General features: G+C 66.9%; 22 protein-coding genes. 9 read left to right on the top strand and 13 right to left on the bottom strand.

What is annotated here, in order from left to right; translation table 11 throughout:
- Positions 1 to 187: 187 nt before the first annotated feature.
- Complete coding sequence (locus HL666_RS27765) at positions 188 to 2,476, bottom strand: CHASE3 domain-containing protein (RefSeq protein ID WP_172109466.1); 2,289 nt, start codon at positions 2,474 to 2,476, stop codon at positions 188 to 190.
- Positions 2,477 to 2,941: 465 nt separating this feature from the next.
- Positions 2,942 to 3,619 carry a BA14K family protein gene (locus tag HL666_RS27760; protein ID WP_172184716.1) on the bottom strand — a complete coding sequence of 226 codons (678 nt, stop codon included), beginning with the start codon at positions 3,617 to 3,619 and terminating at the stop codon, positions 2,942 to 2,944.
- Positions 3,620 to 3,781: 162 nt separating this feature from the next.
- Between HL666_RS27760 and HL666_RS27755 the strand changes: the two genes are divergently transcribed.
- The gene (locus HL666_RS27755) at positions 3,782 to 4,192 is read left to right on the top strand and encodes an NADH:ubiquinone oxidoreductase subunit NDUFA12 (RefSeq protein WP_172109464.1); all 411 of its coding nucleotides are present in this window, start codon (positions 3,782 to 3,784) and stop codon (positions 4,190 to 4,192) included.
- 98 nt (positions 4,193 to 4,290) lie between these two features.
- On the opposite strand, the gene HL666_RS27750 is transcribed toward HL666_RS27755, so the two are convergent.
- A complete protein-coding gene (locus tag HL666_RS27750; protein ID WP_172109463.1) occupies positions 4,291 to 4,989 on the bottom strand; it encodes a DJ-1/PfpI family protein in 699 nt (232 codons plus the stop codon).
- Between the two features lie 110 nt (positions 4,990 to 5,099).
- Here HL666_RS27750 and HL666_RS27745 point away from each other — a divergent pair, with 110 nt between their 5' ends.
- The 7 genes from HL666_RS27745 (at position 5,100) to HL666_RS27715 (ending at position 11,952) form a co-directional block, all read left to right on the top strand.
- Positions 5,100 to 6,047 carry a GlxA family transcriptional regulator gene (locus HL666_RS27745; RefSeq protein ID WP_172132055.1) on the top strand — a complete coding sequence of 316 codons (948 nt, stop codon included), beginning with the start codon at positions 5,100 to 5,102 and terminating at the stop codon, positions 6,045 to 6,047.
- Between the two features lie 71 nt (positions 6,048 to 6,118).
- On the top strand, positions 6,119 to 7,201 hold the full coding sequence (locus tag HL666_RS27740; RefSeq protein WP_172184714.1) for a M14 family metallopeptidase: 1,083 nt from the start codon (positions 6,119 to 6,121) through the stop codon (positions 7,199 to 7,201).
- A complete protein-coding gene (locus HL666_RS27735) occupies positions 7,198 to 8,724 on the top strand; it encodes a peptide ligase PGM1-related protein (RefSeq protein ID WP_172184712.1) in 1,527 nt (508 codons plus the stop codon). The genes HL666_RS27740 and HL666_RS27735 overlap by 4 nt, the downstream gene beginning before the upstream one ends.
- 82 nt (positions 8,725 to 8,806) lie before the next feature.
- A complete protein-coding gene (locus HL666_RS27730; RefSeq protein ID WP_172184710.1) occupies positions 8,807 to 9,085 on the top strand; it encodes a hypothetical protein in 279 nt (92 codons plus the stop codon).
- Between the two features lie 142 nt (positions 9,086 to 9,227).
- Entirely contained in the window at positions 9,228 to 9,986 is a 759-nt protein-coding gene (locus tag HL666_RS27725) for an SDR family NAD(P)-dependent oxidoreductase (protein ID WP_172184708.1), read from the top strand.
- Between the two features lie 15 nt (positions 9,987 to 10,001).
- Positions 10,002 to 11,252, top strand: coding sequence for an NAD(P)/FAD-dependent oxidoreductase (locus HL666_RS27720; protein WP_172184706.1), 1,251 nt, complete (start codon positions 10,002 to 10,004; stop codon positions 11,250 to 11,252).
- A 31-nt stretch (positions 11,253 to 11,283) separates the two neighbouring features.
- Positions 11,284 to 11,952: an amino acid ABC transporter permease gene (locus HL666_RS27715; protein WP_172109456.1), complete on the top strand. Its 669-nt coding sequence runs from the start codon at positions 11,284 to 11,286 to the stop codon at positions 11,950 to 11,952.
- 130 nt (positions 11,953 to 12,082) lie between these two features.
- Here HL666_RS27715 and HL666_RS27710 read toward each other — a convergent pair whose 3' ends face one another.
- The 9 genes from HL666_RS27710 to HL666_RS27670 form a co-directional block, all read right to left on the bottom strand.
- The gene (locus HL666_RS27710; RefSeq protein ID WP_172184704.1) at positions 12,083 to 12,964 is read right to left on the bottom strand and encodes a transporter substrate-binding domain-containing protein; all 882 of its coding nucleotides are present in this window, start codon (positions 12,962 to 12,964) and stop codon (positions 12,083 to 12,085) included.
- 124 nt (positions 12,965 to 13,088) lie between these two features.
- Entirely contained in the window at positions 13,089 to 14,102 is a 1,014-nt protein-coding gene (locus HL666_RS27705) for a bile acid:sodium symporter family protein (RefSeq protein WP_172184702.1), read from the bottom strand.
- A gap of 129 nt (positions 14,103 to 14,231) precedes the next feature.
- Complete coding sequence (locus HL666_RS27700) at positions 14,232 to 15,296, bottom strand: ketopantoate reductase family protein (RefSeq protein ID WP_172109453.1); 1,065 nt, start codon at positions 15,294 to 15,296, stop codon at positions 14,232 to 14,234.
- Positions 15,297 to 15,520: 224 nt separating this feature from the next.
- Positions 15,521 to 16,144 (bottom strand): YitT family protein, encoded by a 624-nt coding sequence (locus HL666_RS27695; protein ID WP_172184700.1) that lies wholly within the window; start codon positions 16,142 to 16,144, stop codon positions 15,521 to 15,523.
- 16 nt (positions 16,145 to 16,160) lie between these two features.
- Complete coding sequence (locus HL666_RS27690; RefSeq protein ID WP_172184698.1) at positions 16,161 to 17,327, bottom strand: amino acid aminotransferase; 1,167 nt, start codon at positions 17,325 to 17,327, stop codon at positions 16,161 to 16,163.
- A gap of 186 nt (positions 17,328 to 17,513) precedes the next feature.
- On the bottom strand, positions 17,514 to 17,684 hold the full coding sequence (locus HL666_RS27685; RefSeq protein ID WP_172132045.1) for a hypothetical protein: 171 nt from the start codon (positions 17,682 to 17,684) through the stop codon (positions 17,514 to 17,516).
- Between the two features lie 227 nt (positions 17,685 to 17,911).
- The gene (locus HL666_RS27680) at positions 17,912 to 18,268 is read right to left on the bottom strand and encodes a cupin domain-containing protein (RefSeq protein WP_172184696.1); all 357 of its coding nucleotides are present in this window, start codon (positions 18,266 to 18,268) and stop codon (positions 17,912 to 17,914) included.
- A 102-nt stretch (positions 18,269 to 18,370) separates the two neighbouring features.
- Entirely contained in the window at positions 18,371 to 19,333 is a 963-nt protein-coding gene (gene lipP1 / locus HL666_RS27675) for a LipP1 family hormone-sensitive lipase (protein ID WP_172132043.1), read from the bottom strand.
- 48 nt (positions 19,334 to 19,381) lie between these two features.
- Positions 19,382 to 20,155 (bottom strand): SDR family NAD(P)-dependent oxidoreductase, encoded by a 774-nt coding sequence (locus HL666_RS27670; RefSeq protein ID WP_172109447.1) that lies wholly within the window; start codon positions 20,153 to 20,155, stop codon positions 19,382 to 19,384.
- A gap of 245 nt (positions 20,156 to 20,400) precedes the next feature.
- Here HL666_RS27670 and HL666_RS27665 point away from each other — a divergent pair, with 245 nt between their 5' ends.
- A complete protein-coding gene (locus HL666_RS27665; protein WP_172184694.1) occupies positions 20,401 to 21,366 on the top strand; it encodes a DUF2155 domain-containing protein in 966 nt (321 codons plus the stop codon).
- A 5-nt stretch (positions 21,367 to 21,371) separates the two neighbouring features.
- Here HL666_RS27665 and aat read toward each other — a convergent pair whose 3' ends face one another.
- Positions 21,372 to 22,052 (bottom strand): leucyl/phenylalanyl-tRNA--protein transferase, encoded by a 681-nt coding sequence (gene aat, locus HL666_RS27660; protein WP_172184692.1) that lies wholly within the window; start codon positions 22,050 to 22,052, stop codon positions 21,372 to 21,374.
- Positions 22,053 to 22,082: the final 30 nt, after the last annotated feature.

Genomic DNA, 22,082 nt, shown 5'->3' with positions numbered 1-22,082 from the left:
CCAGGAGCGCTGGATGCGCGCGGTCGATCAAGCCGCATCGTGATTATGAGTTGCTCTATCGTGAATGGCGAACAATTCGGTTAGGTAATGTCATGAGTTGTAAGCAAGAGCGCGCGTCCTGCCAATCGTCCGTTTGAGTTCCATCTCAATTTGTCAGGTCGCTCTCGGTCCGCATGCCGGGCGGCGGTCAGGATGAATGCGCGCGCCGTTGCGCCTCGGCGGTCGACGTGTCCTGCGCCGGGCCGACCAATGCGCGCCGCACCATCTGGGCCAGCTCCGACTTGCGATACGGCTTGGTGAGGAGCAACGCGGCCTGGTCGATGCGGCCGTGCTCGACCATGGCGTTGTCCGTATAGCCGGACGTGTAGAGCACCTTGGTGCCGGGACGTTGCCGCAGCGCCTCCTCGGCGAGCTCCTTGCCATTGACGCCGCCGGGCATGATGACGTCCGTGAACAGCAGATCGAAAGGCTGGCCGGTGTCGATCTTCGCCAGCGCCTCGACACCGGTCGACGCGGTGATGGTCTTGTAGCCGAGGCTCTGGAGTTGCGAGACGACGAAGTCCTGCACCAGCGGATCATCCTCGACGATGAAGATCGTCTCGTCGCCGCGTGGCGGCGGCGGCTCGGGCGGGGCGGGGATGGCCGGCAGGCCCTTGGGCATCGGAATGTAGAGGCGGATCGTCGTGCCACGTCCTTCCTCGCTGTAGATCTTGATGTGGCCGCCGGATTGCTTGACGAAGCCGTAGACCATGCTCAGGCCGAGGCCCGAGCCCTTGCCGGCCTCCTTGGTTGTGAAGAACGGCTCGAAGGCGCGGTCGCGAACCTCTGGCGACATGCCGGTTCCGGTATCGCTCACCGCCACCATGACATAGGAGCCCGGGGTCACGCCGGCATTGGCTGCCGCGTAGGCTTCGTCGAGCTCCACCCGGCGCGATTCGAGCAGCAGCTTGCCGCCATTGGGCATCGCGTCGCGGGCGTTGATGGCCATGTTGACCAGCGAGTTGGCGAGCTGCGCGGAGTCGATATGCGCGATCAGCGTTTCCTCCTCCAGGATCGAGTTGATCTCGATCTGCTCGCCCAGCGTCGGTCGCAGCAGCTTGGCGATGTCCAGGATCGTGCTGTTGACGTCGCTGTCGCGCGGATGCAGCGGCTGCTTGCGGGCGAAGGCCAGCAGATGCCGGATCAGCTCGGTGCAGCGATCGGCAGCCTGGCCGATCAGCGCGGCCGTGGCGGCGGCTGAGGGGCGGTCCTTCACCTCGTCGGCCAGCGTCTCGATGGTGCCGGTGATGATCGTCAGCATGTTGTTGAAATCGTGCGCGACACCGCCAGTGAGCTTGCCGATCGCATCCAGCTTCTGCGCCTGCTGCAGCAGGCGCTCGGTCTCGTGCGCCGTCGTAATGTCGTGATAGACCATCGCCGCGCCGGTGATGCCTCCTGCCGAGTCGCGCAGCGGCCGGCCGCTGATCATCAGGCGCAGCGTTTCGTCCCGGTCGGGCTGGTGGACGATGACCTCGTGCCGGTCGAACGACTCGCCCCGCAAGGCGCGCGGCGTCGGCAGATCGTGTGCCGCAATCGGCGTCATGCCGTCACTCTCATAGACGCGAAGCCGCGACCTGACCTCGGACAGTTTGCGGCCGTGCCGATAGCCGAGCAGGTGCTCGACGGCAGGATTGGAGAACACGACGGTATCGGCGGCGTCGATCACGAGCACGCCTTCGGCCATGCTGTTGAACGTGCTCTGCAGGATCTCGGCGGAATGGCGCAGCTTCTCGTGAGCCTCGACCAGATCGAGATGCTGCTTCTCGGCCCTTTCGGCCAGCGAGACGGCTTCGGCCTCGGAGCGGACCAGCGAGGCCCGCAGCAGCTGATCGTCATGGTAGGCACGGCGGATCAGGTACCCGGCGATGATCAGCACCAGCGCCAGGCCGCACAGGTCGATCGCCAGCAGCAGCGCTCCCGTGGCCTTCGACGTCGCCGAGCGCTGCGCCAGCAGCTCGCGCTGATCGGCGACGAACCGATCGAGATTGGCGGTGATCGCGCTCATGGTCGCCGGCCCCTCGGCCCTGCTGCCCAGCGCCTCCAGCCCAGCGCGGTCCGATGCCGCGCGCAGACGGATCACGTCCGAGGCGATCTCGAGCCTGCGGCTGATGAGGGCTTCGGTCTGATTGAGGAGCTGCGCCGGCATCGGGCTGTCGGCAACCGCGCGCTGCAGATCGGCGACGGCGGCAGGGATCTTGGCGTTGACCACATTGAACTCGGCGCGAAACGGCTCGGTCCCCGTGAGCGCGAATCCTCGCGAGGTGGCTTCGGCTTCGCTGATCAACAGCCGCAGATCCGAGGTTCGCTGCAGGATGTTCAACGACGAGGTCACCCAGGCCGCGTCTTGGCGCGACTTGATGTCGAGCGCGGTCGACGCAGCGCCGATCGCCAGCAGAGTTCCAAGCCCGAGCCCCAAAGCGAGGCGCTGATGAATCATCCGCGTGTCTCAGTCATCGACATGGATCGCATGCAGCTCGGGGATGGTCCCGGCCAGCTTGATGCACCCGAGTTCCGGTGCCGCCGCGTCGAAAGCGGTGATGATATGTCGGCAAGGCGCGCCTCCTTGTTCGAAAGTTTTTGGCGCGTTCGAGAGCGACACGACCGTCGGAGCGCAGTGCTCTGCACTGCGCTCGGGTCTGCGCGATCGAGTTTCCATCAGCAGTAGTCAACCGGGCCTGCGTTCAGCTCATCCAAGCAGAATCAAGTACTCGATGGATATTGGACCGGAACGCGCAATACATCTGCACGCCGCGGGGCACATCGTTGAAATTTCGTCGAATTCCAGTCGACAACGTGGCGGATCGGACACAGAACAAGCACCATTGAGGCGTTCTCGAAAGCAAAAGCGGCGAGGTAGTTACCTCGCCGCCCCTGTTGTCGTGTGATGGAATTCCGCTGCGTTTTACGGGCAGGGATGACGCTGTCCATCATAGCCGAGATAGGTCCCCGAAGCTGGATCGTAGGACTTGAAGCGCCGGACGCAGTACGCATCGTCTCGCTCCGCGCCGACGACGGCGACCGGGGCCGAGTCGTCGTAGTAGGAGTAGTCGTTGTAGTAGCCGTTTCCGTAGTAGTACGGATCATTGTAGTAGGCATAGGAGCTGCCGAGGCCGACCCCGACCCCTACGCCCACGCCCGGCCAGAAGCCGCCGCCGCGGTGGCGCCAGCCGCCGTGGTGACCGCCACGCCAGCCGCCGCCACTCCAATTGCCGCCGCTCCAATTACCGCGGCCGCCGCCATTGTTCACGGCGACATTGGCTCCTGCCGCCGGACCACGGCCCATCATGCCTGCGCCGCCAACGGCTGCACGTCCAGCGAAGCTGCCGCCGCCACCCGGGCCACCCGCGAAGCCGCCGCGTCCGCCGCCGCCACCGATTGCAGCGCCGCCGCCCATCGCGCCGCCGCCACCGCCGCCGATGGCTGCACCGCCACCGCCACCGCCACCGCCGATCGCCGCACCGCCGCCGCCCGGACCGCGACCGCCGCCGCCGGGACCTTGGGCGAAGCTCGTCGTCGCTGCCGCCAGCGGCAGAATCAGCGCCACGGCCGCGGCGGCGCTCAATGTCTTCAGTTTGGTCATCGATGTCGCTCCATGAGGGGAAAGTGACCTAACCGCAGGCAGCGGATGTCGTTCCCCGGTGCGAACCGTTGCGTCGTCGCGGGCGCCGGCCGGGCGACACTGGACAAGTCGCAAGCGCGGTGGCATCAGAGCCGGGATCTTCACAGAACCGGCCCCAGGCGCATGAAACAGTTCTTTCTCAAGCTCTTTACGTGGTGGAACGGCCAGACCTTCGGCACTCAGCTGTGGACCTGGCGTTTCGGCGAGCTGGTGGGACAGGACGCGCAGGGCAACCGCTATTATCGGACTGCCGGCGGCAAGATCGACCCGGTGCTGCATTTCGAGCGACGCTGGGTAATCTATAACGGCCTCGCCGAAGCCAGCCGCATTCCGCCGGAATGGCACGCCTGGATGCATCACATGGTCGATGTGCCGCCGACGCAGGACGGCTACAAGCCGCGCGAATGGGAGAAGCCGCACCAGCCGAATCTGACCGGTACGCCGCTCGCCTATCGCCCGGCGGGATCGACCCTGGCCAGCGGCCGCCGCCCGAAGGCGACGGGCGATTATCAGCCCTGGACCCCCGGCAGCTGATTCGATTTTGCTGGGGATCATCTGTTCAACGGGCCGTCCGATGCTTCGGGCGGCCTTTTTTGCTGTCCGGCAGCCCAGATCCCAGGAGCTTGCCGCCGTCAACGTGGCTGCGGACTGAGAGCGGCTGCCGCGCGCTCCGCCGCGGCGATGCGCTGCTTCCGGAACGGTGCGATCCGCTCCAGCATGCCTGACAGTACCTCGGGCGGGGCGGTGTCCGGCGAACCGGCCGTAAAGGGCGGCGCCGGGTTGTATTCGAGCCGGAGTTGAATCGCTTCCGCGGTCCTTCGATCGACCAGCTGCGCCACCAGGGTCAGCGCGAAATCGATACCGGCGGTGACGCCGCCGCCGGTGATGCGGTTGCGATCGATGCAGACGCGCTCGGTGCTGACGGTTGCGCCGAACAGCGGCAGGCATTCGCGCGCGCTCCAATGGGTCGCAGCGCGATAGCCGTCGAGCAGGCCGGCGGCGCCGAGTGCGAGCGAGCCGGTGCACACCGAGGTGATGTATTTCGCACCCGCCGCCTGGCGTCGGATGAAGTCGATGACCTCAGCGTCGTTGAGGATGGCGTCGACGCCAAAGCCGCCGGGAATGCAGATCACGTCGGCTTGAGGACAGTCGGCGAAGGTCGTGGTCGGCAGCAAGGTCAGCACCGAGTCGGTCGGGACGGGCTCGAGGCTCTTCCAGGCCAGGTGGAGTGTGGCGCCGGGCACGCTCGAGAACACCTGCACGGGGCCGGTGAGATCGAGCTGGGTGACATGCGGGAACAGGACAAGGGCAATCGAAAGCGGTTCGGCCATGGTGCGCTCGTTCGGAACAAGGGTTGACGCCCGCCATCCTGCATGATCCCCTGGCCGTCTCATATGTCGAAGTTCCCTCGATTTCGGACAGGCGCTCGCGGAGCCTCTGCATGATCGGCGTGCTGATCTTCCCCGACTTCCAACTGCTCGACGCCGCCGGACCGATCTCGGTGTTCGAAATCGCCGCGCGTTATGCGCGGGCTGCACCGTCGATCCGGGTGATTGCGGCGCAGCCGGGCCCGGTGCGATCGTCGTCTGGGGTCGAGATGGTGGCGCGGAAATTCGGTCCCGTCTCGGCGTTTTCGACCTTGCTGATTGCCGGCGGCGACGGGGTGGAGGCGGCGAGCCGCAATGCATGCACCCTCAATTTCGTCCAGAAGCTTGCGGGCCGCGGCACCCGCGTGGCCAGCGTCTGCTCCGGCGCCTTTGTGCTGGCCGAAGCGGGCCTGCTGGACGGGCGGCGGGCGACCACGCACTGGCAGCGCACGCGGCAGTTCCTGCGCACCTATCCGAACGTCAAGCTGGAGCCGGACAGCATCTATGTCCGCGACGGCCAGATCTGGAGCTCGGCCGGCATCACTGCAGGCATCGATCTCGCGCTCGCGATGATCGCCGAGGATCACGGCGAGGAGATCGCGCAGAAGACCGCGCGTCAGCTTGTATTGTATCATCGCCGCAGCGGCGGGCAGTCGCAGTTCTCCTCGCTGCTGGAGCTGAAGGCGCCGAATGGCCGCTTTGCCGAGCTGCTCACCTGGGCGCGCGAGCATCTGGATGCGCCGCTGACCGTGGATGACCTCGCCGAGCGCGTCGGCATGAGCACGCGCCATTTCACCCGCGCATTCGTCGCCGAGACCGGCACCACGCCGTCCAAGGCGATCGAGCGCCTGCGGCTGGAGGTCGCGCGCGATCGCGTGCAGGCCTCGCACCAGCCGATCGAGCTGGTCGCCGCAGCGACCGGCTTTCGCGATCCCGAGCGGATGCGCCGCGCCTTCATCCGCGCCTTCGGCCAGCCGCCGCAGGCGCTGCGGCGGGCCGCGCGCACCGTGGCCGCTGGTTGATCTGAATCAGTGGGCAGGGGGCAGGGCGAGACTAGGCTCGTCGAATTGCGCGGCTCTCGAGGCAGGATAAATTGACGGCTGATGGCGCTGAACGCGCGGCGTGCCCGGGCGAGAGTCGTCCGCTCTCGCTCGCAAGGTTCGATCACTTTCCCGACGTGCTGCTCGACGTACCGGCGTCGGAGCTGTGGCGGCATCTGCCCGGGCCGTCGCTGTTCGATCTGCCGGGCCGGCAGAGCAGCACGCTGTTTGTCAGCGTGCTGCTGCACGGCAATGAGGACACCGGCTGGCGTGCCATCCAGACCGTCCTGAGGCGCGCGCGAGGCAGGCCGCAGGCCCGTGCCATCAAGCTGCTCGTCGGCAACGTCGCTGCCGCAAGGGCGGGCGTGCGCACGCTGCCCGGTCAGCACGACTACAACCGCGCCTGGCCCGGCACCGCGGAGTCCTCGTCGCCGGAGGCCGCCGTCATGCGCGAGGTCGTGGCGAGCGCCGCGGGTGCGCAGCTGTTCGCCAGCATCGACATCCACAACAACACCGGCAACAACCCGCATTATGCCTGCGTCAATCGCTGCGACGACGACACGTTGCAGCTGGCGCGGCTGTTCGGCCGCACCGTCGTGTACTTCGAGGAGCCTGTCGGCGTGCAATCGGCGGCCTTGTCGCGGCTGTGTCCGGCCATCACTGTCGAATGCGGTCAGCCGGGCGCGGAGGCGGGGGTCGCGCATGCCGTCGAGCTGATCGAGGCGGCCCTGACCTTGCAGCACTTTCCCGGCCATCCAGTCGGCGATGCCGACATCGATCTGATGCGGACCTTCGCGATCATCAAGGTTCCGGCGGCTGCATCGTTCTCATTTGACGGCAGCGATGCGGATTTCCGCTTCCGCCCGGATCTCGATCATCTGAATTTCGCCGAGCTCGAGGCCGGCGTGTCGTTCGGAACGCATGCCGGGACCTGCCGGCTCGAGGTCGTCGCCGCCGAAGACGGCGATGATTACTTCGACTATGGCGGCGGCGACATCCGTCTGGCGCAGGACGCCATCCCGGCGATGCTGACGCGCGATCCCGATGCCGTCAGGCTCGACTGTCTCGGCTATCTCATGCACCGCATCGGCCGCGACGGACGGCGGCTCAACGATCCCCAGAGGTCGCGCAAATGACGGGCGCCGCGCTCGCTCCGCAGGACGGCATCGGCGCTGCCGAGCGCGCCCGGTTCGCCGCGCTGCAGGCGCAGTTCGCTGCCTCCTACACGGCGCTGTTCGACGATCCCGGCCTGCCGCGCACGGTGGTGATCGTGCCGAGCCTGAGCCTCGATCCCGAGGTGCTCGCGAAGGTCTCCGGCGTGCATCACTACGAGGAGCGCATGCTGTGCCTGCTTCTCCTGCTGCGCATGCCGCGCACCCGCGTGATCTATCTCACGAGTACGGCGATCTCCGAGACCATCATCGACTACTATCTGCACCTGCTGCCCGGCGTGCCAGGCGGGCACGCCCGCGCGAGATTGACGCTGCTGTCCTGCGATGATGCTTCCGCCGCTCCGCTGACACAGAAGATCCTCGCGCGTCCGCGTCTTCTCGGCCGCCTTCGCGCGGCGCTCGCGCAGGGCGGCCCGGGGCATCTGAGCTGCTTCACCGTGAGCGAGCTGGAGCGCAGGCTGGCGCTCGCACTGGGTTTGCCGATCTATGGCTGCGATCCGGCGCTGTCGTCATGGGGATCCAAGAGTGGCTCGCGCCGCATCTTCAAGGAGGTCGGCATCGATCTGCCCGACGGCTTCGAGGATCTCTCCGATGCCGGAGCGCTCACCGATGCGCTGACGGAGCTGAAGCGCCGCAGGCCGGAGCTGCGCAAGGCGGTGGTGAAGCTCAACGAAGGGTTTTCCGGCGAGGGCAACGCCATCATCGATCTCAGCGCGGCTCCCGACGATCACGGCCTGCCGCAGTGGCTGCGCGATCGCCTGCCGGACATGGCGTTCGAAGCCCGCGGCATGAGCTGGGAGATCTTCGAAGCCAAGCTGCGCGGGATGGGCGGCATCGTCGAGGAGTTCATTCCGGGGCACGTCAAGCAGTCGCCGTCTGCGCAGTTGCGCATCGACCCGCTCGGCCGGGTCGATGCAGTCTCGACCCACGATCAGGTATTGGGCGGACCGAGCGGGCAGATCTTTCTCGGCTGCCGGTTTCCCGCTGATGGCGACTATCGCCGTGACATCCAGGCCCGCGGCATGGCGGTCGCGGAGGCGCTCGCACGCAAGGGCGTGATCGGCCGGCTCGGGGTCGACTTCATCTCCGTTCGCGACGGGCCGGACTGGCGCCACGTCGCGATCGAGATCAATCTGCGCAAGGGCGGCACCACGCATCCGTTCCTGTTGCTGCAGTTCCTCACGGACGGCCGCTATGATCCTGGGAGCGGCGAATTCCTCACGCCCGCCGGTCAGCCGCGCTGCTACTACGCGTCGGACAATCTCGAAAGCCGCGCCTATCGCGGATTGACGCCCGACGATCTCGTCGACATCGCCGTGGTCAACGGCCTTCACTTCCACGCTGCCGCGGGCGAAGGCGTCGCCTTCCACCTGATCGGGGCATTGTCGGAGTTCGGCAAGCTGGGTGTCGTCTGCATCGGCCAGACGCATGTCCGCGCGGCCGAGTTCTACAGACGCACGGTGTCGGTTCTCGACGCCGCGTATTGATTCCAATTGAAACAATTTCAAGTTGTGTCATGGGTAGGAAGCGCGCATAGTATGCATATTGCCACTCCCGATGGAGGATATGATGCGTGTATTTCTGTCGCTGATTTTGTTTGTTGCTGTTTCGGTCGGCGGTCACGACCGCGCCTTTGCCGCGAAGGCCGAGGTCACCGGGATGTGTGTCTGCAAGAAGGGCAGCAACGTTCTGAGCACCTACAGCGAGACGCTATGTGTGAAGAACGACCATGCGGGCTGCACCTCCGCGAAGGTGGCCTGCGTGAACGCCAACGCCGCCGCATGTCGCCTGGCCGGCGGCACGATCTCGCAATCGACCAAGACCTGCAGCGTCGGCGCCAAGTGCTGAGCCTCGCCTGGGTTCTCTGACGGCCGAAGCTGAGATGCAGTCCCGCGCGGCGGACATCGGCGCATGTCCGTCCGCGTGTTGGCATCGGCAGGTGTGAGACCTATAGTCCGCCCCGCGAAATCGAGGGGCGGATCAGGACGCGATGCGTGTCACCATCATCACCGGCAGCGGAGCCGGCATCGGCGCTGCCGTTGCGCGGCGCGTGGCCGCGCCTGGGCAGGGACTGATGCTGCACGGGCAGGGCGCCGACGACGCCGGGCTCGCGCGTCTGCGCGATGTCGCCGCGGCGTGCCGGCAGGCCGGTGCCGAGGTCGGCTTCCATTGCGGCAACCTGGCGAAGCCCGGTGTCGCGACCGAGCTGGCGATGGCGGCGCGGACCACGTTCGGCCGCATCGACGCGCTGGTGCATGCCGCCGGCTTTGCCGATCGCCGCAGTTTTCGGCACCTGCCGCGGGACGGGCTCGACCGCTCCCTGGCGGTGATGCCGGCCGCCTTTCATGAGCTGGCGAGCGCGGCGCTGCCGGACCTGCTGCAGAGCGGGGCGGCGCGGGTCGTCGCGATCTCCAGCTTCGTTGCGCATCGCTTCTTGCCGGGCGGCACGTTTCCGGCATCGGCCGCCGCCAAGGCGGCGCTGGAGGCGCTGGTGAAGTGTCTCGCCATCGAGCTCGCCGCGACCGGCGGCTCCGCCAACGTCGTCGTGCCCGGCTATACCCGCAAGGATGAAGGCCGGCTCGGCTCGCTCGATCCGGCAGCCTGGCAGAAGGCCGCGGCGGCCAATCCGCAGGCGCGGCTCGCCGAGCCGGACGACATCGCGGCCGCGGTCGGCTTCCTGCTGTCGAAAGATGCCGGCCACATCACCGGCGCCGTGCTGCCGGTCGATGGCGGCCTGACCCTGATGTAGATGGATTTCAGATCAATGCAGAGTCCTCCGCAGGCCGCCGACGTCATCGTGCTGGGAGCCGGGATCGTCGGCGTCTCCGCGGCCTACGCCATTCGCGAGCGCGGGCTGTCGGTGGTGCTGGTCGACCGCAAGGCGCCGGGCGAGGAGACCTCGTACGGCAACGCCGGCATTCTCTCCTCCGGCTCGATCCTGCCGCTCAACAGGCCCTCGCTGTTTCGGGCGCTGCCGTCCTATCTCGGCAACAACAGCGCGGCGCTGCGCTGGGATCCGGCCTGGACGCTGCGCAACGTCGAATGGGTGTTGCGCTTCCTGGCCAATGCGGTGGAGTCCCGCGTCAGGCCGCGCGCGACCGCGCTGCACGGCCTGATCGGCGCTTCGCTGAAGCTGCATCGCGACTGGATCGTCCGATCGGGCGAGCCGCAGCGCATCCGTGAGACCGGCTGGCTCAAGGCGTGGCGCAGCGAGGCGCTCGGCGCGGCCAAGGCCGAGCAGGATTTTCTTGCCGAGTACGGCATCAAGAGCGAGTTGCTGGACCGACAGGCGATCTCGGCACTCGAGCCGAACATGCTGCCGGTCTACAAAGTGGGCCTGCTGCACAGCCAGACGGCGTCGGTCGACTCGCCCGGCAACGTGACCAAAGCCTATGCGCGGATGTTCGAGGGGGCGGGCGGCGTGCTCAGGCAGTCCGAGATCAGGGCCTTGTTGTCGGACGGGGACGGCTGGCGCGTGGTGCTCGGCGACGGCGAGGTCCGCGCCCGTCACGTCGTGGTCGCGCTCGGGCCGTGGTCGCCGGACATCCTGAGGCCGCTCGGCTATCGCGTGCCGATGGCGTTCGAGCGCGGCTATCACCAGGAGTTTGCGCCGAACCCCTCGCGACAGCTGCTGCGGCCGATCCATGATGCCGAAGGCAGCTTCCTGATGACGCCGATGGAGAACGGCGTGCGCGTGACCTCCGGCGTCGAGCTGACCGATCGCGACGCGCCGTCGAACTTTTCCCAGCTCGAGCAGGTGGTGCCGTTGGCGCGGGGCGTGGTCGAGTTCGGTGATGCGGTGGCGCAGCCCTGGCGCGGGTCGCGGCCGAGCCTGCCGGATTCGCTGCCGATCATCGGGCCGGCGCCGCGACATCCCGGCCTGTGGCTTGCATTCGGCAATCAGCACATCGGCTTCACCACGGGGCCGGCCACGGGCGCGGCGATCGCCGCGATGATCGCCGGCGAGGCGCCATCGTTCGACGCCTCGGCGTTTGCTCCGGGCCGGTATCTGTGATGGGCCGCGAGCGCGCCACCTCGGAGCTGCGATGAACTACACCTGGGATTTCGCCATCCTCGCCAAGTACAGCCATCTGTTCTGGGTGGGGCTCGGCTGGACCATGGCCTATACGCTCGGCACCATCCTGCTCGGCACGATCATCGGACTCGTCGTCGGCATCGTCCGCCTCGGACGGCCCGTGGTCATCGACTGGCTGCTGATCGCCTATATCGAGCTGTTCCGCTGCACGCCGCTGCTGGTGCAGATCATCTGGTTCTACTACGCGTTTCCGGTGGTGATCGGCGTCAACATTCCCGCGCATGTCGCGGCCGTCACGGTGCTGTCGCTGTATGGCGGGGCGTTCTACGCCGAGATCATCCGCGGCAGCATCGAGAGCGTGCCGCGCGGCCAATGGGACGCCGCCCGCGCGCTCGGCCTGCGGCCCTGGCGGATGATGCGGCTCGTGATCCTTCCGCAGGCGCTGAAGCCGATGCTCGCGCCTTACGTCAACCAGTCGGTCACGCAGCTGAAGAACACCTCGCTGGTGTCGGTGATCGCGGTGCCGGATCTCGTCTACAACGCGACGCTGATCAACGCCGACACCTACCGGCCGCTAGAGGTCTACACCATCATCGCGATCATCTACTTCGCGATCCTGTTTCCGGCGACGCTCGTGGGCCGGCGCTTCGAGCGCGGCATGAGCTACGACAAGGCGTGAGAGGCTCGGCGTAGCAACATCCTCACCGTCATTGCGAGCGCAGCGAAGCAATCCAGGGCGGCACGCGTAGCCCTGGATTGCTTCGTCGCTGCGCTCCTCGCAATGACGGCGGGTGCGTGTGGCGATGGCGTCAGATATTCACTTCGACCGGGACGTCCTCGGCCTTGACCCCAGCAAGGCCGAGGCCCTTGACGAACCATTCACGCATCTGGCCGATGCCTCTGTTATAGTCGATCCACACCGCCAGGAAGTCGCGCCAGCGCTTGTCGGCCTCGCGGCGGACGCCCATGCTGGAGGGGATGGCGACCGACGGCGACTGCAGGATCTTGTAGGTGCCGAGATTGGGGTTCTTGGCGATCGCGGTGAGCCCGAGGATCAGCGCGTTGACGACGACGTCGACGCGGCCGGACGCCATCTCCAGCATCACCTCGTCGCGCGACTTCAGCGACTTGATGGTCGCATTCGGCGCAAAGCGCCGGGCCACGGCCTCGTTGGCGGAGCCGACGTCGACGGCGATCCTGACCTCGGGCTTGTTGATGTCGGCCCAGGTCTTCGCCTCCATGCCCTTCTTCAGCATGGCGCCGAACGGATGCGGGAACACCGTGCCGCAGAAATCGATCACCAGCGCGCGCTGCGGCGTCGGGTTCAGCGCGAAGCCGAGATCGATCTTGCCGGCCTGCAGATCGAGCACCGAATTGCCGTAGGTCGACTCGACATATTCCAGCTTCACGTCGAGCAGCTTGGCGATGTCGTTGGCCATCTCGATCGAGAAGCCGGACCAGGTGCCCGACGCGAGGTCCTTGTTGAAATAAGGCAGCTCGCCCGGCAGCACGGCGATGCGCAGCACCTTGTTGGCGCGCACGCGGTCGAGCGTGTTGTCGCCAGCGGCCTGCGCCGAGGCGGGCGTCGTCGTCATGGCCGACGCCAGCGCGGCGCCGGAGCCGATCGCGAGCGCGTAGCGCAGCGCCTCGCGGCGGTCCTCTGAAATCTTCTGATCGTCTGATGTTGTCACATATTCCTCCTGCACCAACGCGCGGAGCGTAGCGTTGACCGTGCGCGCCAGCAACAAGCATGTCGGACTTGATAGCAGCCTTCCTAATGACCGAGTGGCCGCGGCGCCGTGATGCTGCGCTGCCTCATTCCCGTGCAGGACTGATCAAGGCCTGATCGTTTCCACCGGATGGACCTGGCGCAGCGCGCAGGCGTTCGGCGAATGGGCGCAACAGCTGCGGCGCCAGGTGGATCGGAAACTGGCTCATCGCGAAATACAGCCAGGTGGTGCCCGGGATTGCGCCTTCGGTCGCGGCCAGCATCAGCCCCATGTTGCGCAGCGACACCATCATGCCCAGCGCCATCGCGCGCTCGCGGCCGGCGTTGCGGAAGAGCAGCACCGTCGTCCCCAGCAGCAGGAAGAACACCGCGAAGGCGAGCACCGCGAGTCCCAGCATGCGGAACGGGGCTGCCAGCAGATCAGCCAGAAAGTGCGCCATGATGGCGGAAGCGAACACGAACAGAATGCAGATGTTGAAGCCGTCGATCGGTGCGCGGTGGCGGCGGATCGTCTCGATGCCGAAGACGAGGCGGATCGCGGTGGCCGCAGCCAGCGCGCCGGCGAGAATGCCGGCGAGCTTCAGCCCGAGCGTCGCCGGGGATAGCGACAAGGTCTCGCCCATGAAGACATAGGCGAACACCGGCGCCGTCAGCGGTACCAGCGCGGTCGAGGTCACCAGCGTGATCAGCACCAGCGTGGCGTCGAGTCCCATCAAGGCCGCGAGCGCCGGCGAGGCCATCATCGGCGAAGCCGTCGCCTGCAGCATCAGCGCGAGGGTGAGGTCGGGTGCGGCGGCATCGGCGCCGGTGAGGCGCGCGATGCTGCCGACGAGGCCGGGCACGGCGATGGTGGTCCAGGCGGTTGCCGCCACCACCAGCAGCGGGCGGCGCAGATGGGCGCGCAGCATCGCGACGTCGACGCGCATGAATGAGATGCAGAGCAGTAGAAAAATCGCTTCGGTGACGTAGGGCCGCGCCAGCTCGCCGAGCGGCGGCACCGCGATCGCCGCCAGCAGCACCGCGACGATCGCGCGCGTGCCCTGGTTGCCGAGCCAGCTCAGGGCCTGCAGGGGGAGAGCGAGAGGCCCGGAGGGCGGCATCTTTATTCCGAACGATGTGAATCAAAGAACGCGCGAACCATGCGATGGCCGCGCGTTCCTGCAAAGTCACATCTCGTTACGGACGATGTCGCGCCCCCGGCTTTGCGGGCGCCGACCGCAGCGCGTGCGTCACTGCGCGGTCGAGCCGCCCAGCACGATCTTCTCGTTGAGCTTGAAATCGACGGTCTGCACCGTCTGGTCGATCTCGGCGCTGGGCATGCCGATCTGCTGCGCGATCAGCTTCACCAGCAGGTCGACGCGCTCGATGAAGGGGGCACCGGCGGCGACCGCGCGCGCCGCCGAGGACGGCTTGAGCAGGCTCTCGGCGGCCTTGGCGTATTTCTCGAACGGCACCTGGTCGCTCGGATCGGCGCCGAGCTTGCGCGCGATCGCGTCGACATGCTCGTAGATCGACTTCGACAGAGCGAGATTGCCATGCACGGCATCGCGGATCGCCTGCGGCTCGCCGCGCGTGATGCAGCGGTAGTTGCCGGTCAGCAGCATCGACCATTTCGCCAGCGGCACGAACAGCGAGTCGAACACCTTGAGCTTCACCGGCACGTCCTGGCCATCGAGCCTGACGGCATCGATGTCGCGCTCCAGCTCACGCAGCAGCGCATTGTGCTTCTCGTCCTCGAAGGCGGCAGCCTTGAAGTTCGTCGGCAGGCCGACATGCAGCACGTTGGCGCCTTCCTCCGGCGGACGGAACGCCTGCGGATCCGGCGAGCACAGTGTCACCAGACCAGGGGTGAAGCGCTCCCAGACCTGGGCGTTGGTGTAAGCCTCTTCGAGATCGCTGTTGGCCAGCGCCGGGATGCGCTTGAGGTAGGGGAGCGGCGGCATGTTCATGATCGAGAGGCACGGCAGCTTGGCCTCGGCGATCTTGACCATCAGCACGCGGATGGTGTGGTTGGTGTATTGCGGCTCCTGCATCGCAAGGCCGACCAGATCGTAACGCGACAGGTCGACACTGTCGGGCGTGGCGGCGTCGAGCTTGCCGGGCAGGTCGCGCGAGAAGATCGAACGGTGGGTGGGCTCGTCGCGCAGCTTGATGCGGACTTCCGTGCCCTCGCGATTGATTAGTTCGGCGGTCTTCTTGCGGCAGACCAGCGTCACATTGTGGCCGGCCATCAGCAGCTTGGTGCCGAGGAGGGAGCCATAGGAGGCTCCGAGAATCAGAATATTGCGTGCCATGCCTTGGTCTCCCCAGAGATTGGCTTGAGATTGTGCGTTTGCTTTTCTTATTGGTGATCCAGCGCGCACCGAGGAGGCCGTCAGACGCCCCGGAGGGGCGGACGGAGGCGGTAACCATTGCCTCGATTGCTGGCATACCAGAGCTTTCATCCCATGGAATGAGCCGTCTGGCAAGGTGCGGCGCGGCAGTGCGGCATCCGGCGCGGGTGGCCGTGTGGGGCGCCTCAGCTCAGCGCCATGTAGCGCCCGGGCTTGTGGTTGATGGCGATGATGACGTTGACGATCACGATGCCCAGGACCGACAGGGCCAGCCGGTCGACCGGAATCACGAAGAATGCGACGATCATGATGAGCGCATCCACCGCGAGCTGGAAATAGCCGGCACGGACCTTCCAGTGCTCCTGCAGATAAAGCGCGAGGATGTTGATGCCGCCGAGCCCGGTGCGATGGCGGAACAGCATCAAGAGGCCGGTCCCGGTCAGGCCGGCGCCGATCACCGTCGCATAGAGCGGGTCGATATGGCTGATGTTGACCCAAATCGTCGTCAGCCGGGAGAACACCGCAACCAGGGCGACGGCCACGAAGGTGCGGATCGTGAATGGCCAGCCCATGCGCCGGATCGCCAGCGCATAGAACGGCAGGTTGATCAGGAAGAAGCTGACCCCGAAACCGTAGCCGCTGACGTAGCTCAGCAGCAGCGACAGCCCGGCGGTGCTGCCGACCAGCAGCAATGTCTTGCTATAGATGAGCATGCCGAGCGACACGAACAGCGTGCCCAAGGTCAGCGCCATCGCGTCTTCGTAAAGCTTGTGACGCTCCTGCACCACCGCCTCGGTCACGCCGGTCATCTCGACGCTCGCCGCCTCAGAGCGACTTGAACAGGCCGGCGACCCGCGCGACGTCGGCGAGCTTGAGGCCTGCGATGTTGATGCGGCCGGAGGTCGGCATGTACACGCCGTGCTTCTCGCGCAAGGTCATCACCTCCGCCGGCGTCACCGGCAGCAGCGAGAACATGCCCTGCTGGACGCCGATGGCGACGGTGTTGGACCAGCGGCCGCCGAGCGCCTCGGCGAAGGCGTGGCGCAGCGCCGCAAGTCGCTGGCGCATCGTTTCGAGCTCGCCGCTCCAGTCGGCGTACAGCTCCGGCGTGCCGAGGATCGTCTTCACGATCGCCGAACCATGGTCGGGCGGCATGGAATAGCTGGTGCGGGCGAGCGCGACGAGATTGGACCGTGCCGTCTCGGCCGTGGCCTGCGCGTCGGCGACGGCGTACAGCGCGCCGGTCCGCTCGCGGTAGAGGCCGAAGGACTTCGAGCAGGACACCGCGAGCAGCGCCTCGGGGACGGCCGCGATCATTCCGCGCAGCCCGGCGGCGTCGCCGTCGAGACCTGCACCGAAGCCTTGATAGGCAGAGTCGATCAGCGGCACGAGACCACGGGTCGCGATCACGTCCGTGATGCGGGCCCAGTCCTGCGCGGTCAGCGGGGCGCCGGTGGGGTTGTGGCAGGAGGCGTGGATGAGGACGGCATCGCCGGGCGCGGCGCGCCGCAGCGCCTCCAGCATGCGATCGAGCTGAAGCGTCTGCGAGGCGACGTCGAAATAGGGATAGGTCTCGATCGCGAGGCCCGCGGCTTCGAAGATGCCGGCGTGATTGGGCCAGCTCGGCAGGCCGAGCCAGATCTTGCCGGTGCCGGCCTGCCGGATCAGGTCGGCGGCAAGCCGCAGCGCGCCGGAGCCGCCGGGGGTCTGCACGCCGGCGGCATGGACGGGAGAGGCCTTGCCGCCGACCATCGTCCACAGCAGGTCGAGGAAGGCCTGGTCGCCTTCCGGCGCGATGTAGGACTTGCTGCTCTGGTTCTCCCAGATCAGGCGCTCGGCGGCCTTCACGGCACGGAAGATCGGCGAGTTGCCGGCCTCGTCGCGGTAGACGCCGACGCCGAGATCGACCTTGCCGGCGCGCGGATCGGCCTTGAAGATGCCGATCAGGGCGAGCAGGGGATCATCGGGCTGGCGGCTCAGTCGTTCGAACATCGCGGGCAATCCTATTCCGAGTGGGGCGCGCCAGCCGACCATGGACCGTTGTCGCGAAGCCGGGACACTATCTCGGTTGCGTTGCAAAAACAGCGGACATTTCGGCGGTGCTCCGCCTCGTTTCGTGCATGGACGGTCGGGGCGCAAGCCCGTCGGAATGCACAACAACGCGCCGGGCGACCAACGTCAGCCGTCGTCACCCGCGTCGGACCTAGGAGCGAGGTCTGGTTCTGAATGCTCGATGTCGGCCTTGCCGGCCCGCTTGGCGGCGAGCTGGGAGCGAACCTTGCCATCGACTTTGCGTCCGGTCGCACGCTGCCACTTCCGAAGCTCGGCCGCGGTCAGGATGACTTTCACGACCCGCTCGTTCGGTTGGCTCCCGATTGTATCGATCATCTCCTGAGCGCTGGCCTGCCATTCCTCGTAGGTGTCGTGCAGGTCCGGGCAGATCCGCTTGATCTCGTCCCACTCTTCGGGCCTGAAGCAGCCAGCGCAATCTCCAGAATTGTCGCCATGTCTGTCATGCTCGCCTGTTCCTGTGGATTGGATACTTCAAGCCCGAAGCTCTGACTTTTCCCGGCGCGTCAGATCCGCGGCTTTGGCGCGGGTTCGCGGTCGGCGTCGCCGGAATTCGGTTCGCCCTTGGGTTCGATCAGGAGCACCTTGACCTCCTTTGCCGCGCGCGGACGGTGAACGACGCCCTTGGGGACGACGAACAACTCGCCAGCCTTCACCATCCGCGAGGGCTGCCCCTGGATGTCCATCTCCATCTCGCCTTCGAGAACGAGAAAGAAGTCATCCGTCGTGTCATGCTTGTGGAACGGGAATTCGCCGATGAATTTCACGACCATCACGTCATTGTCGTTGTAGTCCGCGACCACGTGCGGGTCCCAATGGCTCGCGAACTGGCTCAGCTTGTCGGCGAGGTTCACGGTCTTCATGCGCGGTCTCCAACTGCGATCAACGAGATAAGTTGGCCGCGCTGGCCGGCAAGGCCGGCAAACGCGACGTCGGCTGCGGTGCGAGGGTCAGCGCGATCACTCTCAGACGCCGCTCGGACGATCGAGCTGCTTGAGCCAGCCGCCGATGTCGCGCGCGGCGACATTGGCCTGGTCGAGCAGCTTGCCCATAGTGAAGAAGCCGTGGAACTGGCCGGGATGGGTGCGATGCGTGACCGGCACGCCGGCCTCGCGCAGGCGGCGTGCATAGTCGTCGCCTTCGTCGCGAAGTGGATCGGCGCCCGCCGTCAGAACATAGGCGGGCGGCAGGCCGGCCAGCGTCTCCGCCTTGGCCGGCGAGGCGCGCCAGTCGTGAATGTCGGCGGCTGAGTTGAGATAGTGATCGCGAAACCAGCGGATCACCGAATGCGTCAGCAGCACGCTGGTCTCGGGCTCGCTGTGCGAAGGATGGCTCATCGCAAAGTCGGTGGCCGGATAGATCAGCACCTGGCCCGACAATTTTGGTCCCTCGCCGTCGCGCGCCGAGAGCGCGACCACGGCGGCGAGATTGCCGCCGGCGGAGTCGCCGCCGACGCTGAGCCTCGAGGCGTCGATGCCGAGCGAGGTCGCGTTATCAGCCACCCATCGCGTTGCCGCGAGGCAGTCGTCGACCGCAGCCGGGAACTTGTTCTCCGGTGCGAGGCGGTAGTCGATCGAGATCACGATCAGCTCACCTTCATGGGCCAGCGCACGGCAGGCCACATCGTGGGAGTCCAGATTGCCGATCACCCAGCCGCCGCCGTGGAAGAACACCAGGCCCGGTGCAAGGCCGTTGGTCTGCCGCACCGTCTTGGGCCGATAGAGCCGTGCCGGGATCGCGCCGTGCGGGGCAGGGATGGCGAGCTCCCGGACGTCCGCAAGCTCGGGCGGCTCAGGATTGCTCACGACGCGCGCAGCCAGATAGTAGTCACGCGCCTCCTGTGGGGTCAGCGTTTCATAAGCGGGCCTGCCGGCCTCCTGGAACGCCTTGTAGACGGCAGCGGCATCGGCATCGAGCTGAACGGGCATGGGCAACGGACCTGTCGAGTTGAGCAAGCGGGTGAGGTGAGGGGGCTGTCAGGCGGCAGTGCGGCCGCCATCGACGGTGTAGGCAGCGCCGGAGACGTAGCTCGCATCGTCGGAGGCGAGGAAGGCGACGATCGCCGCGACCTCCGCGCCCTGGCCGAGCCGTCGTGCCGGGACGCGGTCCACGACCTTCTCGATCGGAACGGCAGCGCCGCTGCGGCCTTCGATGATCGCGCTGAGCATGCGGCTGTCGATCAGGCCGGGGCAGATGCAGTTCACGCGGACATTGGTGCCGGTGCATTCCCACGCCGCGCTCTTGGTCAGTCCGATCACCGCGTGCTTGCTGGCGCTGTAGACCGCGATCTGCGGCGAGCCGATCAGGCCGGCGATCGAGGCGGTGTTGATGATCGAGCCGCGGTTCTGCTTCAGCATCACCGGCAGCACATGCTTGAGACCGAGGAACACGCCGACCACGTTGACGTCGAGCACGCGGCGGAACGTCTCGAGCGGATAGTCGGTGATCGACCTGATCTCGCCTTCGATGCCGGCATTGTTGAAGAACACGTCGATGGTCCCGAAGCGCTCGCAGGCGCTGCGCACATACGCTGCCACCTCGGCCTCGTCGGTGACATCTGCGGCAATGGCCATCGCCTCGGCGCTCGCGGGCAGATCGCCGATGGCGGCCTTCAGATCCTGCTCGCGGCGGTCGACTGCGACGATGCGGGCGCCGCGCGCCGCCAGCCGTTGCAGGGTCGCCGTGCCGATCACGCCGGCCGCGCCGGTGACGACGGCCACCCGGCCGTCGAGACGAATCGAATCAGGCATGTGCTTCCTTCCCTTGGCCCCGGCTTCCATCGCCGCGGCCTTGTTGCGTGTTGGTTTCACGCTATCTTCTGATCATGCAACTATCTCATTGGATGAACCAGATGACCACCTCGCGGTGCGCTGGTAAGTCGCCCTTCCCCCGCCGTATTCGGCATGTTAACGGGAGGGCTGATCGAGAGCGGCGGATGGGTCATGACGCGATTTGATTGTCCCGAACCCCGATTCGCCTGATAAAGCCGCGCGAGATGCACCGAACAATCGTCCTGACCGGTATCGCGGCGTTCCTGGCCGCCACATCCCTCGCGCTGGCCGTGCCCGCACGCGCGCAGATCGGCACTATCTTCTCCGACCCCGTGCCTCGCCCGCCGGGCAACATTCCGCGGCGCGGAGAACCGATCCCGCCGCCGGAGGAAGAGGAGGAGATCCCCGAACTGCCGCAGGGCCGCGTGCTGCCGGCGCCGACTCGCCCGCCGCCGGGGCAGGGCGCCGCCCTTCCGGGCCCGGTTCAGTCGCAGCCGCTTGCGCCGCCGCCGGGAATGACCGTCCTGCCGCAGAACAATCCGCCCGTCGCGGCCGCGCCGCCCGGCCAGCCCGGTCAGCGGCCTGCGCCGCCCCGCGGTGCGCCCCAGAACGCGGCGATCCCGCCGAACGGCGCGGTGCCGCAGACGCCGGCGACCATTCAGCCGGGAGACGAGGTCGTGACCGAGCCGCCCGCGCAGAAGATCGTGAACAAGAAGGCGAGCTTCTCCGGATTGGACAAGATCACCGGCCGCATCATCAACTTCGATGAGGAAGTCGGTGAGACCGTGCAGTTTGGCGCGCTCCGGGTGAAGACCGACGCCTGCTACACGCGCCCGGCGACCGAAGCTGCAAACACGGACGCCTTCGTGGAGGTGGATGAGATCACCCTGCAGGGCGAAGTGAAGCGGATCTTCTCGGGCTGGATGTTTGCGGCCAGCCCCGGCCTGCACGGCGTCGAGCACCCGATCTACGACATCTGGCTGGTCGACTGCAAAGAGCCGCAGACCACCGTGGTCAGTGCCGCGCCAGAGCAGAAGCCCGCTGCGCCTCAGCCTGCCCAGAAGCGGCCGCCGCAACAGAAGCAGGCCGCGCCGCGTCCACCGGGACCGCCGCAGTACCAGACCCAGCAGCAGGTGCCGCCGCCACCTCCGCCCCAGGCGGGTGGACCGTTCGGCGGCGTGTTCCGATAGCGCCCTCAGCCGCGCTCGGCGATGATCGCGAGCGCATCGGTTCCCGTAAGCGGCCGGTCGACGGGGAGCCGGAGGAAGCTCGCGGCCGGCCCCTGCAGGGCCTTTTCGAGCAGGACGGTGTAGCGCCGGCGCGGGATCTCGACCGCGCCGAACGTCTTGAGGTGCTCGGTGACATATTGGGTATCGAGCAGCTCGAAGCCGCCTGCGATCAGGCGTGCCACCAAGTGCACCAGCGCCACCTTCGACGCATCCCGGGTGCGGTGGAACATGCTCTCGCCGAAGAACGCCCGACCCAGGCTGACGCCGTAGAGGCCGCCCACCAGCTCGCCGTCCTGCCAGCATTCGACGCTATGGCAATAGCCGAGCGCATAGAGGCCGCTGTAGAGCTCGCGGATGCGCCGGTTGATCCAGGTGTCCTCGCGCCCTGGCTGCGGCTCGGCGCAGCCATCCATGACGGCCTTGAAGGCCTGGTTCACGGTCACGGTGAAGGCATCCGAGCGGACCGTGCGGGCAAGCCGTGACGCGACGCGGAAGCCGTTGAGCGGGATGACGCCGCGCAACTCCGGCTCGACCCAGAACAAGGTCGGGTCGTCGGCGCTTTCGGCCATCGGGAAGATGCCGCAGGCATAGGCACGCAGCAGGACCTCGGGCGTGATCTCGGACGCTGCGGAGTCGCGCGAATTCATCCCGCCAGTCTAGCAGGATGTCGAAGGCGG

This window comes from Bradyrhizobium aeschynomenes (genome assembly GCF_013178945.1).
Taxonomy (GTDB): Bacteria; Pseudomonadota; Alphaproteobacteria; order Rhizobiales; family Xanthobacteraceae; genus Bradyrhizobium; species Bradyrhizobium aeschynomenes.
This window is presented reverse-complemented; position numbering and strand designations above follow the sequence as displayed.